The organism is Salmonella enterica subsp. enterica serovar Typhimurium str. LT2 (genome assembly GCF_000006945.2).
Taxonomy (GTDB): Bacteria; Pseudomonadota; Gammaproteobacteria; order Enterobacterales; family Enterobacteriaceae; genus Salmonella; species Salmonella enterica.
Genome location: NC_003197.2, coordinates 1,084,848 through 1,096,821, shown reverse-complemented (window position 1 = coordinate 1,096,821; position 11,974 = coordinate 1,084,848). Strand labels below are relative to the sequence as shown.

At 49.5% G+C, this 11,974-nt stretch carries 9 protein-coding genes and 18 other annotated features; of the genes, 4 read left to right on the top strand and 5 right to left on the bottom strand.

Translation table 11 applies throughout. The features are described from left to right. Positions 1-65: 65 nt before the first annotated feature. Both STM1003 and STM1002 read right to left on the bottom strand, forming a co-directional pair. Positions 66-1,508 (bottom strand): putative transcriptional regulator, Lrp family gene (locus tag STM1003; protein NP_459978.1). Within the gene, positions 66-1,502 belong to an annotated coding region; the region does not span the whole gene. After that, positions 1,503-1,508 (bottom strand) — a ribosome-binding site (putative RBS for STM1003; RegulonDB:STMS1H001286). Its footprint overlaps the gene before it by 6 nt. A 238-nt stretch (positions 1,509-1,746) precedes the next feature. Further along, positions 1,747-2,972, bottom strand: a protein-coding gene (locus STM1002) for a putatiave diaminopropionate ammonia lyase (protein NP_459977.1). Within the gene, positions 1,747-2,961 belong to an annotated coding region; the region does not span the whole gene. Continuing rightward, positions 2,967-2,972: a ribosome-binding site (putative RBS for STM1002; RegulonDB:STMS1H001285), on the bottom strand. Its footprint overlaps the gene before it by 6 nt. Before the next feature lie 299 nt (positions 2,973-3,271). Next, positions 3,272-3,277: a ribosome-binding site (putative RBS for STM1001; RegulonDB:STMS1H001284), on the top strand. Between STM1002 and STM1001 the strand changes: the two genes are divergently transcribed. The 4 genes from STM1001 to aspC all read left to right on the top strand — a co-directional run bounded on the left by STM1001 (position 3,272) and on the right by aspC (position 8,413). Further along, the gene (locus tag STM1001; protein NP_459976.1) for a putative leucine response regulator occupies positions 3,272-3,739 on the top strand. Within the gene, positions 3,278-3,739 belong to an annotated coding region; the region does not span the whole gene. It overlaps the preceding feature by 6 nt. Positions 3,740-3,930: 191 nt before the next feature. Continuing rightward, positions 3,931-3,936: a ribosome-binding site (putative RBS for asnS; RegulonDB:STMS1H001283), on the top strand. Then, positions 3,931-5,340 (top strand): asparagine tRNA synthetase gene (asnS, locus tag STM1000; RefSeq protein ID NP_459975.1). Within the gene, positions 3,940-5,340 belong to an annotated coding region; the region does not span the whole gene. Its footprint overlaps the feature before it by 6 nt. Before the next feature lie 192 nt (positions 5,341-5,532). Then, positions 5,533-5,545 (top strand) — a protein binding site (putative binding site for OmpR, RegulonDB: STMS1H000326). Between the two features lie 91 nt (positions 5,546-5,636). After that, positions 5,637-5,687 (top strand) — a protein binding site (putative binding site for IHF, RegulonDB: STMS1H000220). Between the two features lie 32 nt (positions 5,688-5,719). After that, positions 5,720-5,735: a protein binding site (putative binding site for IHF, RegulonDB: STMS1H000218), on the top strand. 3 nt (positions 5,736-5,738) lie between these two features. Next, positions 5,739-5,749: a protein binding site (putative binding site for OmpR, RegulonDB: STMS1H000323), on the top strand. Then, positions 5,745-5,755: a protein binding site (putative binding site for OmpR, RegulonDB: STMS1H000322), on the top strand. It overlaps the preceding feature by 5 nt. Further along, positions 5,745-5,757 (top strand) — a protein binding site (putative binding site for Lrp, RegulonDB: STMS1H000265). It overlaps the preceding feature by 11 nt. 2 nt (positions 5,758-5,759) lie before the next feature. Further along, positions 5,760-5,794 (top strand) — a protein binding site (putative binding site for IHF, RegulonDB: STMS1H000229). Further along, positions 5,785-5,795, top strand: a protein binding site (putative binding site for OmpR, RegulonDB: STMS1H000334). It overlaps the preceding feature by 10 nt. Before the next feature lie 51 nt (positions 5,796-5,846). Beyond that, positions 5,847-5,855, top strand: a -35 signal (putative -35_signal for ompF; RegulonDB:STMLTH004717). Further along, positions 5,847-7,038, top strand: a protein-coding gene (ompF, locus tag STM0999; RefSeq protein ID NP_459974.1) for an outer membrane protein 1a (ia;b;f), porin. Within the gene, positions 5,947-7,038 belong to an annotated coding region; the region does not span the whole gene. Its footprint overlaps the feature before it by 9 nt. Beyond that, positions 5,863-5,871 (top strand) — a -10 signal (putative -10_signal for ompF; RegulonDB:STMLTH004717). Its footprint overlaps the gene before it by 9 nt. Continuing rightward, positions 5,933-5,938 (top strand) — a ribosome-binding site (putative RBS for ompF; RegulonDB:STMS1H001282). 171 nt (positions 7,039-7,209) lie before the next feature. Continuing rightward, positions 7,210-7,215: a ribosome-binding site (putative RBS for aspC; RegulonDB:STMS1H001281), on the top strand. Continuing rightward, the gene (gene aspC, locus STM0998; RefSeq protein ID NP_459973.1) for an aspartate aminotransferase occupies positions 7,210-8,413 on the top strand. Within the gene, positions 7,223-8,413 belong to an annotated coding region; the region does not span the whole gene. It overlaps the preceding feature by 6 nt. A gap of 61 nt (positions 8,414-8,474) precedes the next feature. On the opposite strand, the gene ycbL is transcribed toward aspC, so the two are convergent. The 3 genes from ycbL to ycbB all read right to left on the bottom strand — a co-directional run bounded on the left by ycbL (position 8,475) and on the right by ycbB (position 11,812). After that, positions 8,475-9,132 (bottom strand): putative metallo-beta-lactamase gene (gene ycbL / locus STM0997; RefSeq protein NP_459972.1). Within the gene, positions 8,475-9,122 belong to an annotated coding region; the region does not span the whole gene. Continuing rightward, positions 9,127-9,132, bottom strand: a ribosome-binding site (putative RBS for ycbL; RegulonDB:STMS1H001280). (Overlaps the previous gene by 6 nt.) A 17-nt stretch (positions 9,133-9,149) precedes the next feature. Beyond that, positions 9,150-9,698, bottom strand: a complete 549-nt coding sequence (ycbK, locus tag STM0996; protein ID NP_459971.1) for a putative outer membrane protein — start codon at positions 9,696-9,698, stop codon at positions 9,150-9,152. A 259-nt stretch (positions 9,699-9,957) separates the two neighbouring features. Next, positions 9,958-11,812 (bottom strand): putative periplasmic protein gene (gene ycbB, locus STM0995; RefSeq protein NP_459970.1). Within the gene, positions 9,958-11,799 belong to an annotated coding region; the region does not span the whole gene. Beyond that, positions 11,807-11,812: a ribosome-binding site (putative RBS for ycbB; RegulonDB:STMS1H001279), on the bottom strand. (Overlaps the previous gene by 6 nt.) Positions 11,813-11,974: the final 162 nt, after the last annotated feature.

Below are 11,974 nucleotides of genomic sequence, written 5' to 3'. Positions count from 1 at the left end.
GAAGCGCCCGGAAAGTGGGCGCTTTGTTACTCTTCTGACCATCTTACCTGTTCTGGCCGCGATGGTTACTCCTCTTTCCCTTCACTCTTCGACATATTTACGTGCGTAATTTGCGTTGTTTTTTCAGAATTAGTGTCCCGCTGTGTACGCGTTCTGAATAAATTGAATTCGCTAATAAATTCTTTACGCAGCAAGAACAGAGCAATTACGTTGGGGATAACCAGAAAACCGACAGCAATATCAGCCATTAACCAGATTACCGGGATTTCCATATTAACGGCAATCAGTGGCGGCAAAAAATATAGCCATTTAATGATGCGTTCTAGCTTATCGCCAAAGATATAGTTTATCGAAGTGCGAAATTTAATATATGAACCAAGATAAGAAGTAAACAGAATCAACGCCACACCGAGACAGAGAACCTGAACAATAATCGGATGCCATGTTTCTTTTAAGGCGGCAAAGATAATCTGAATACCTTGATAACTGGCGTCTGTCCACATACCAGAAGCAAGTACAGCAAATGCGGTAAAGTTACAGGTAATCATTGAGACAAAAAATACTTCCACTGCCCCCCACATTCCCTGACGGAAAGCATAATCCACGTTGGCAGTAGCATGTACTGTGGCCGAGGTACCCATGCCGGCTTCGTTAGTGAATATTCCGCGACTGGCTCCTTTACTGATGGCCATCATGATGGTTGACCCGACAAAGCCACCGGCTGCTGGCGCAGGGGCAAAGGCATAATAGAAAATACTTTTTATAACCTGTGGGATAGCCTCGATATTCAATACCACTACACCAGCGGCACCAATGAAATAGGCAATGGTGATCGGTGGAAGTGCAATCGTACAGAATTTACCAAGACTGGAGAGTCCTTTTAAAATAACCAACGCGCCTACGATGACAATAAATCCTCCGATGACGCTTGTTGGGATGTCAAACGTATAGTGAATGACCGCCGCCATCGTATTAGTTTGCACAAAACAGGCATCCGTAATAACCAGAATCATTAATGCAAACGCATATAATCCTGCCAGGGGATGCCATTTTTTATTGAGCCCTTTCTTAATATAATGCATTGGGCCGCCATAATATTCGCCATTCTCACCTTTACTTCGGTATTTCACCGCCAGCGTCACTTCAACCATTTTGGTCATCATACCCACGACCGCAATGATCCACATCCAGAAAATTGCTCCAGGCCCGCCAACCGCAATAGCCGCAGCAACACCTGCGATCGTTCCCGCGCCTAATGAGCCGGATAGCACAGTGGCAGCCACCTCTATTGATTTTAAGGATTTTTTAGACGCTACCTCGCCAGTAGTGTTTTGTTTATTTTTTCCGGCAAGTGTACCAATTGTATTACGGTAAATGTCTTTTAAATTAATAATCTGGAAAAAATTGAGGCGTACTGTAAAATAAAAACCAATGCCGATGACACACAAAAATAATGGGCCACCCCATAGAAATTCAAAGAGTTGTGAAAGTTGCTCTAACATAATGACCTCGGATTTAAATTAATTCGTTCAGTCTCAGAAATAATCTTTCCAGTTCAGCGTAATCCTGAATTTTGCCAACAACACTAAACTGGAAAGTCAGCGGGTAGGAGCATCCCTTACTCACTAAATGCCGTTTTAATGGTATATTGTTATAAAGTCTTGCTTCCTGCATTAGGTTTATTATGCGTATAAAAAACGCATTTTTACATGCTACCTTTATTATCTAATTTTTTAGTCGTAATGTTTAAGCACTGCGTCCGTTCCAGACTATATCTTCATAAATATCTGGGGACGTATCACCTTCGGTGCTAATAAGCAGAACATGAGCACTGGCATCAAGCTGTAAGCGATTAGCAAGATCCTGATAATGCATATTGTTCATCAACTCATAAAGTAACCCTACGCCAATAGCTCCGGACTCGCCGGAAATAAAAGGCGTATCCGTACCTGGACGCGGCGCGGCAGAAATACGCATACCCTTAGCCGCCAGACAGTCATCAGCGGAAATAAAACAACTGGTGTTGTCCCGAATAATAGGCCAACTGATAATATTCGGCTCCCCACACGCAAGCCCGGCCATTATCGTCGCCATATCGCCAGTGACGCAGTGAGGTTGACCATCATCCATAACTGCGGATTGATAAAGACAGTTGGCCTGATGCGGCTCAACCACAATAATATTAGGGATATTTTCCTGCATTTTTTCAACAAAATAACCCATAACACTGCCAGCAAACGATCCCACCCCCGCTTGTAAAATAAGATGGGTTGGCAACGGACTGTTTGTTTCTGCGAGCTGCTCATAAGCTTCAACCGCTAGTGTCATATAGCCTTGCATAATCCATGTTGGGATCTCTTCATACCCTGTCCAGGCTGTATCCTGCAAAAGCACCCAGCCTTTTGTTTGCGCCATTCTATGGGCCAGTCGCACTGCATCATCGTAGTTCAGATCGGTGATGGTGCATTCAGCTCCATGATGGCGAATATTCTCTGCCCGGATTAACGATGATCCTTTAGGCATATAAACGACGGCTTTTAGACCTAATTGCTCTGCCGCCCACGCCACACCACGGCCATGATTGCCATCCGTCGCGGTAACAAAAACACAATCTTTAATTTTTTCTTTAATCTCAGGAGTATTAAGGGCAGCAAAACTTAACGAGTTAATATCACATTGCAATTTATCAGCGAGATATTTTCCTACAGCATAAGAGCCGCCCAGACCTTTAAAAGCATTCAGGCCAAAACGCCAGGACTCATCTTTAATATGGATGGACCCTAGTCCAAGCCGCTGGCTTAGATGCGCCAGATTATGTAACGGCGTGACGGCATAATTGGGTAATTTTTTATGAAATGCTAACACCTCATGCCCAACATTTCCGTTAAGCAAACTTAAGGCCGCTCCTGTACCATATTTTTTCCGACGTGTATTAAACTGATATTTAATAAGCTCATGCATAATGATACCTTTTGTTAAAGTTTATTTATTGAAATAATATATTTTTGTCAATTATTGAGTAGAAACAAGCAAAGAACTCGCGTTTTGTGGCTGTAGTAGTGGTTATCCTCACTTTAATAAACGTACTGATAAAAGAGTCGCACAATATCTATTACGTCCTTTTCTTTATTCCGCTGATTATGATAGTACTATGCTTATTGCTGTTAAATGGCGCGAAAATGCCCATCGTCGTGCAATTTTCACCTTTTTTTAACGGCCTGGACGCGGCAAAATTGCGCACAGTGATAGTCATCACATTAAAGAGGTTATTTGCGATATGAAGCTTGACGCCTGGGATAAAAACATTCTGACATTATTGCAGCGCGATAATCGTCTTTCTCAGCGGGAAATCGCCGAACAGGTCAATCTTTCACCTTCGGCAGTGAATCGTCGTATCGCGGCACTGGAGGAGGCGGGCATAATTAAAGGCAATGTCAGCCTTATTGATGCTGGCAAAGTGGGACGCCCGGTCACGATTGTGGTGCAGGTGGTGATCGAAAACGAGCGATTCAATTTACTGGAAGAGGCTCGTCAACGGTTTGTCAGTTGCCCGCAGGTGCAGCAGGTCTACTACGTAACGGGCGATTTCGACTTTTTACTGGTGCTCAATGTTCGTGACATGGCGGAATATGAAGCGCTTACCCGTGAGCTTTTCTTTTCCTCAGGCAATATAAAGTCTTTTAAAACGATTGTCGTGATGCAAAACGCCAAGCAAGAGATGCGCGTCCTGATCGAGTAACGTGCGCAAAGCTTGCAAAACCAGCCTAAATTCTCAATGGTTCGCGAGCAGGTGCGAACTTTTTACAGGTTTCTTTCTGAAAACCTGCTTCCAGATGCGATTTCTGCTTGTCTGATTGCAGATGCCAGGTAACATAGGAATACCCCCATTTCGGGTGGACAAGTGTTTATTTTTTCCGACTATTAACTAGAGAGAATATTATGAGCGTTGTGCCTGTAGCCGACGTACTCCAGGGCCGCGTAGCCGTTGACCAAGAAGTCACCGTGCGCGGATGGGTGCGTACCCGCCGAGATTCAAAAGCTGGCATCTCCTTCCTCGCCGTTTATGACGGCTCCTGCTTTGATCCTGTACAGGCTGTCATTAATAATTCTCTGCCCAATTATAATGAAGAAGTATTACACCTGACGACAGGCTGCTCCGTGGTAGTAACAGGTAAGGTTGTCGCGTCGCCGGGACAGGGGCAAAGTTTCGAAATCCAGGCCACGAAAGTAGAAGTCGCAGGCTGGGTGGAAGATCCGGATACCTACCCGATGGCGGCAAAACGCCATAGCATTGAGTATCTGCGTGAAGTCGCGCATCTGCGCCCGCGCACCAACCTGATTGGCGCGGTAGCGCGCGTCCGCCATACTCTGGCGCAGGCGCTGCATCGCTTCTTCGATGAGCAGGGTTTCTTTTGGGTCTCTACCCCGCTGATTACCGCTTCCGATACCGAAGGCGCTGGCGAAATGTTCCGCGTCTCAACGTTGGATCTGGAAAACCTGCCGCGTAACGACCAGGGCAGAGTAGATTTTGACAAAGACTTTTTTGGCAAAGAATCATTCCTGACCGTCTCCGGCCAGCTCAACGGTGAAACCTATGCCTGCGCGCTGTCCAAAATCTATACTTTTGGGCCGACCTTCCGCGCGGAAAATTCCAACACCAGCCGCCACCTGGCGGAGTTCTGGATGCTGGAGCCGGAAGTGGCATTCGCCGATCTGGAAGACAACGCCCGTCTGGCGGAAGCCATGCTGAAATATGTCTTCAACGCGGTTCTGGAAGAGCGTGCGGATGACATGAAGTTCTTTGCCGAACGCGTGGATAAAGACGCTATCGCTCGTCTGGAGCGTTTTGTCTCTACCGACTTCGCTCAGGTGGATTACACCGATGCGGTCGCCATTCTGGAACGCTGTGGTAAGACATTTGAAAACCCGGTGTTCTGGGGCGTCGACCTCTCTTCCGAACACGAACGTTATCTGGCGGAAGAGCATTTCAAAGCGCCGGTAGTGGTGAAAAACTATCCGAAAGAAATTAAAGCGTTTTACATGCGCCTTAACGAAGATGGCAAAACCGTGGCGGCCATGGATGTGCTGGCGCCGGGAATCGGCGAAATCATCGGTGGTTCCCAGCGTGAAGAGCGTCTGGATGTGCTGGATGCCCGTATGGCCGAAATGGGGCTGAATAAAGAGGATTACTGGTGGTATCGCGACTTGCGTCGCTACGGTACTGTACCGCATTCCGGCTTTGGCCTGGGCTTTGAACGCCTTATCGCTTACGTCACTGGTGTGCAAAACGTGCGCGATGTTATTCCGTTCCCACGGACCCCACGCAACGCCAGCTTCTGATTTTTACGTCACACTCAAGGCCAGCTATGCTGGCCTTTTTTTTCGCCTGAATGTCAGTTTTATTATCAATAAGTAAATAAAATTAATTACAACCCTCTGAATTACCACATCTTGTTACTGTATATTTCACGAAAATATTTACACATAAAAATTAATCCTTAATTTTATTGCGGATTAGATTTTTCTGCTCTAATAGCACAATTTTTCACCACAATTTCAGACATCCAGACTTCTAAATGGCTATTTTTATGAAATAGCTCGTCAGCTGCTTTTTCAGGCACAACGGTGTCGCGAACAAATAAATTCAATAAAATCATGGATATAAAAGAAAAACGATCAAATCAAAACGATAACTCAGGGGAAGTTTGACGTTGTTCACAAAGTTCCGTAAAAATAACATTTGTTTACATATTATTTCCTTTTGAAACCAAATCTTTATCTTTGTAGCACTTTCACGGTAGCGAAACGTTAGTTTGAATGGAAAGATGCCTGTCAGACACATAAAGACACCAAACTCTCATCAATATTTCTGTAAAGTTTTATTGACGGAATTTATTGACGGCAGTGGCAGGTGTCATATAAAAAAACCAATGAGGGTAATAAATAATGATGAAGCGCAAAATCCTGGCAGCGGTGATCCCTGCCCTGCTGGCTGCTGCAACCGCAAACGCAGCAGAAATTTATAATAAAGATGGTAATAAGCTGGATCTGTACGGTAAAGCCGTGGGTCGTCACGTATGGACAACGACCGGCGATAGTAAAAATGCCGACCAGACTTATGCCCAGATTGGTTTTAAAGGGGAAACGCAGATTAACACCGATCTGACCGGTTTCGGTCAGTGGGAATACCGTACTAAAGCAGACCGCGCTGAAGGCGAACAGCAGAACTCGAATCTGGTCCGTCTGGCTTTCGCGGGTTTGAAATACGCGGAAGTGGGTTCAATCGATTATGGTCGTAACTACGGTATCGTTTATGATGTTGAATCCTATACCGATATGGCCCCCTACTTCTCCGGCGAAACCTGGGGCGGCGCCTATACTGATAACTACATGACCAGCCGTGCTGGCGGTTTGTTGACCTACCGTAACTCTGACTTCTTTGGTCTGGTGGACGGTCTCTCTTTCGGTATCCAGTATCAGGGTAAAAATCAGGACAACCACAGCATTAACTCTCAGAATGGCGATGGCGTAGGTTACACCATGGCATATGAGTTCGACGGCTTTGGCGTCACCGCAGCGTACAGCAACAGCAAGCGTACTAACGATCAGCAGGATCGCGATGGTAATGGCGATCGCGCAGAATCGTGGGCCGTTGGCGCGAAATATGATGCAAACAACGTCTACCTGGCTGCCGTATATGCTGAAACCCGCAATATGAGCATTGTTGAAAATACGGTTACCGATACCGTGGAAATGGCAAACAAAACGCAGAACCTGGAAGTGGTCGCTCAGTACCAGTTTGACTTCGGCCTGCGTCCGGCAATCTCGTATGTGCAGAGTAAAGGTAAGCAGTTGAACGGCGCCGGCGGCTCGGCCGATCTGGCGAAATATATTCAGGCGGGCGCGACTTACTACTTCAACAAAAACATGAACGTATGGGTTGACTACCGTTTCAACCTGCTGGACGAAAACGACTACAGCTCCAGCTACGTTGGCACCGACGATCAGGCGGCTGTCGGTATTACTTACCAGTTCTGATCAGCAGACCCCTTTGTTTTATGCCTCAAAAACAGGACTTCGGTCCTGTTTTTTTATCTCTCTTAGAGAAAATGTGCGTCTTTCAAAAACAGGCGGGCTTTTTAGCGCTAACGGTTGGCATTTTGTAAATCTGCCGTTAACCTGATAGCGGATTTCCCTTCTGTAACTATAATGGAACCTCGTCATGTTTGAGAACATAACCGCCGCTCCTGCCGACCCGATTTTGGGCCTGGCCGATCTGTTTCGCGCCGATGACCGTCCAGGGAAAATTAACCTTGGCATTGGCGTATATAAAGATGAAACCGGCAAAACACCGGTGCTCACCAGCGTTAAAAAAGCCGAGCAGTATTTACTGGAAAATGAAACGACGAAAAACTATCTCGGCATTGACGGGATTCCGGAATTTGCTCGCTGCACTCAGGAACTGCTGTTCGGCAAAGGCAGCGCGCTGATTAACGATAAGCGCGCACGCACGGCGCAAACGCCGGGCGGTACCGGCGCGTTACGCATTGCCGCCGACTTTTTGGCAAAAAATACTCCGGTAAAACGGGTGTGGGTGAGCAACCCCAGCTGGCCGAACCACAAAAGCGTGTTTAACGCTGCCGGCCTGGAAGTTCGGGAGTACGCTTACTACGATGCGGAAAATCACACGCTGGATTTTGAAGCGCTACAAGCCAGCCTGAGCGAAGCACAGGCCGGCGATGTGGTTCTGTTCCACGGTTGCTGTCATAACCCAACCGGCATTGACCCTACTCTGGAACAGTGGCAGGTTCTGGCTGAGCTTTCCGTTGAAAAAGGGTGGCTGCCGCTATTCGATTTCGCTTACCAGGGCTTTGCCCGCGGCCTGGAAGAAGATGCGGAAGGTCTGCGCGCCTTTGCCGCGCTGCATAAAGAGCTTATTGTCGCCAGCTCCTACTCCAAAAACTTCGGCTTATATAATGAGCGCGTCGGCGCCTGCACCCTCGTTGCCGCCGATGCGGAAACCGTGGATCGCGCTTTTAGCCAGATGAAATCCGCCATTCGCGCTAACTACTCCAACCCGCCAGCGCACGGCGCGTCCATCGTCGCGACTATCCTGAGTAATGACGCCCTGCGCGCTATCTGGGAACAGGAACTGACGGACATGCGCCAGCGTATTCAGCGTATGCGTCAACTGTTCGTGAATACCTTGCAGGAAAAAGGCGCGAACCGTGACTTCAGCTTTATTATCAAGCAGAACGGGATGTTCTCATTCAGCGGTCTGACCAAAGATCAGGTGCTGCGTCTGCGTGAAGAGTTCGGCGTTTATGCCGTGGCTTCTGGTCGCGTGAACGTGGCGGGCATGACCCCGGATAATATGGCGCCGCTGTGCGAAGCCATTGTCGCGGTACTGTAAAAAGCTGCCGACTGGCGTGACCGATAAAAAAGCCTGCAATGTGCAGGCTTTTTCATTCTGCTTACCAGACCGGCATCTCATCTTGCAAGAAGGGATTATGCAGACGCTCGTACCCGAGCGTAGAGAGCGGGCCGTGGCCAGGAATAAAGGTCACATCATCGCCAAGCGGCAATAATTTACGCTTAATGGCGTCAATCAACTGGGTGTGATCGCCGCGAGGAAAATCGCTGCGCCCGACGCCACCTTTGAAAATCACATCGCCGGAGATCAGCAGTTGCGACTGTTCATCAAAGAAAACCACGTGTCCCGGCGTGTGTCCCGGACAATGTAACACCTGTAACGTCACATTCCCTACGCTGACGCGATCGCCGTCGTTCAGCCAGCGATCAGGCGTCAGCGGCTGACACTCATCCAGACCAAACATGCGACTTTGCGCCGGCAGTCCTTGCAGCCAGAACTCATCTTCTTTTTCCGGACCGATAACAGGAACGCCGTAATGCTGCGCCAGTTCACTCGCCGCGCCGACATGATCGAGATGCCCATGCGTGAGTAAAATTTGCATCAACGTCACGCCGCTGGCGTCCACTTCCTGTTTAATTTTTTCCGCGTCGCCGCCCGGATCGACCAGCGCCGCCAGCCGGGTTTGTTCGCACCAGATTAATGAACAGTTCTGGGAGAACGCGGTGACCGGAATAATACGATAGTTCATACTGCTCCTTTGATTAAGCCTCGCTGATTACCAGTGCCGCGCCGGCCCGGTATCAATATGCACAAAGTTACTACGTGGGTAATATCCTACACCACCTGCGCGCATAGATAACGCCGCTTTGCGAATATTGCTCAGCGCCACGCCTTCAATATGAAAATCCATCGCCTGCCCTTTTGTATGGTAGCTTTTTTTCGCTACGCCGCTGCTACGGGCGCGTAATTCATTATTGGTATCAAGAGAACGGTAGCCTGAGATGAGCTGCACAGGTTTACGCGTCCCTAACAGCCCCTGAAGTCGGTAAAGTTGGTCAAACAGGCGGGGATCGATTGATCGGACTTTATTCGCGCGATAGTCACGGAAAAAATGGTTTAACTTTGCTAATTCATCCTGAATGTAGGCTCTTCCATCGAAAAACTCCGCCTTGATTGACTCTCCGGTATGGAGATTGTTTAACGTCAAAATGCGCGGGCGTGGGGTCGAGAGTGTGGCAAACGCTGGCGCGGGCAGGATGGCGGCGCCGAGAGCGACACCACCAAGCGCCAGCAGCTTGCGGCGATTAGCGTCAAATTTGTCCATGATAATCAGGTCTACAGGTCAATGTTATCGTTAATACACTTCTACCTTTAAGCAGACATGATACCGGCTGGCACAGACTTCTGAACGGCCCGGTCGACTTAAAGGTTGTTGTATATGCACTTCTGGCGCACGAAAGGCACCTTAACTGCCGATAAAGCCCGCGTCAAGATGGCCCTCCCCCAGCCACAACGGGGGTCTACAGCGAAACGCCCCGTTGAAGCCAAACATTAGGACAACATATTTACCAGAACTTCTTCATTTACCTGATTAATTGTTCAACCTTTGGCACAATTTGTGCGCTGGATCGCGCTGTGAGATCGTAATTGTAAATATCTGTACGATATTGCATACGTCCATCTGCGCCGACAAATGCGGTCAGATAGTAAAGATTTACTGGAATGTTCTGCCGGATATTGACATACCGCGTGTCGCCTTGCTTCAGGGCGCCTGAGATCCGCGCATCGTTCCAGCCAGCATCCTGCAAGAGCATATTCGCCAGCTCAGAGGCCTTATTGACCCGCACGCAGCCGGAACTTAACGCCCTGGCGTCACGCTGAAAGAGAGTATGGTTAGGCGTATCGTGCAGATAGATCGCATCTGAACTCGGCATATTAAATTTATAACGCCCCAGCGAATTGTGCGCGCCTGGCGCCTGCTGGAAACGGAACGGAAGATTCGATGGCGTAATGGTGGCCCAGTCAACCTGCCACGGATCGATCGCTTCTTTGCTGTTCCAGCCGCGCATCACGGTGTAGCCATGGCGCTCCAGATAGCCTGGGTCATTCCACACCTTCGGTAAAATGTCTTTACGCGCAAGCGTGGGCGGAACGTTCCACGGCGGGTTCACCACCACATTATTCAGCGCGCTGCTCATCATCGGCGTTTTACGATCGGGACGCCCGACGATCACCCTTGAAGCCAGCACCTGGTTGCCATTCTGATAGTAGACCAGCGAATAAGCGGGAATGTTTACCATAATACCGGTAGAGAGTTCCGCTGGCAGCAGGCGTAAACGTTGGATATTCAGTGCCAGTACGCCTGCGCGTTGCGCGGGGGTCATATTAAGCCAGTTACGCGTCGCCGGGCCAATAACGCCATCCGCCCCCAGCCCTTGCCATGCCTGAAAACGCTTTACCGCCTCGACCAGTTCACGATCGTAGGCGCGTGCCGCCGGAGCCGGCTTACTACGGCGGGCCGTTGGTTCGTCGTGCGCCACCGATGTTTCGTCGACCACGGCGGAGGGGCTGACGACGGCGCTATCAGCAGTGTTATCGCCGGGTAAGGCTATCTTTGGACCGCCATCCAGCATCCCCGTACGCTGTAATATTTCGCGCAGCGCAGGCACATCGTTACTCCATTGCCCCGGGCGCAGCGTCGCGGTATTGGTCAACTGCGGCCACGGGCGAGAGTCCGCCACCAGCTTCAGCAGCGCATCATGCATGGGCGCATACTGTGGGTGCTGCGGCGCCAGGCTGGCGACAAACATCGGCAACTGGCCCTCTTCCAGCGCGATTTGCCACTGGTTAATCACCGAGACTGGCGGCGTCGCCAATGCGTAAGGTTTGTTGCTATATAACCAGCGCTGGCCTTTGACGGGGATATTCGCAATGAAATGGAGATAGCCCATCATGGCGTCTGACAACACAACATCGCGCGCCATACCGTTTACGGCGGGATCGGTCAACAATGCCACCCAGGCGGTAAACTGCGGCTGGAATCCGGCAATCGCCACCTCCGCCAACTGTTGCTGGAAGGCTTTCACCGCATCGCGATTATCCCACATGGGCTTCATGTCGCGCGCGGCATACAGCAATGTCAGCTGGCTCATATAGACCGGCGTATAGCCGGAAGGAAGCTGCGACTGTAAATCAGCCCGGACTTTCTCGGCTGAAACGCCCTCCGGCAGCGGCTGAATCCCGGCCATAATCGCCGTCGCGGCTGATTGCTTCTGCGGCCCAGCCAGATCCGTCGCGGCAACGGCGCTATCGCCAGGTATCATTTCAGGCTCATCGGCCTGCGCATTGAACAGTGGAGCGAATGTTACGGCCAGGCATAAACTGATTGCCGACAGACAACGACCACACATCTTATTAAGCAACATCCCTTGCCCCCTGTTTTCGTTATCATACTCCGCATGACTGCGCTGCCCGCAGCGCGGGTCAACCGCAACCAATGCTTTTGTTTAGTATGACGAGTCAGCCTGCTCACTCGTCAGGCTTAACTCCAGTATATAAAGTTCGTTACGTTTTTGCCTAACCTAATGTAAAGAAGTTTAA

Bases quoted from the DNA above. Each gene is read 5' to 3' on its own strand.
- STM1002 (NP_459977.1), bottom strand. From the start codon at position 2,961: ATGCATGAGCTTATTAAATATCAGTTTAATACACGTCGGAAAAAATAT.
- STM1001 (NP_459976.1), top strand. From the start codon at position 3,278: ATGAAGCTTGACGCCTGGGATAAAAACATTCTGACATTATTGCAGCGC.
- asnS (NP_459975.1), top strand. From the start codon at position 3,940: ATGAGCGTTGTGCCTGTAGCCGACGTACTCCAGGGCCGCGTAGCCGTT.
- ycbL (NP_459972.1), bottom strand. From the start codon at position 9,122: ATGAACTATCGTATTATTCCGGTCACCGCGTTCTCCCAGAACTGTTCA.
- ycbK (NP_459971.1), bottom strand. From the start codon at position 9,698: ATGGACAAATTTGACGCTAATCGCCGCAAGCTGCTGGCGCTTGGTGGT.
- STM1003 (NP_459978.1), bottom strand. From the start codon at position 1,502: ATGTTAGAGCAACTTTCACAACTCTTTGAATTTCTATGGGGTGGCCCA.
- ompF (NP_459974.1), top strand. From the start codon at position 5,947: ATGATGAAGCGCAAAATCCTGGCAGCGGTGATCCCTGCCCTGCTGGCT.
- aspC (NP_459973.1), top strand. From the start codon at position 7,223: ATGTTTGAGAACATAACCGCCGCTCCTGCCGACCCGATTTTGGGCCTG.
- ycbB (NP_459970.1), bottom strand. From the start codon at position 11,799: ATGTTGCTTAATAAGATGTGTGGTCGTTGTCTGTCGGCAATCAGTTTA.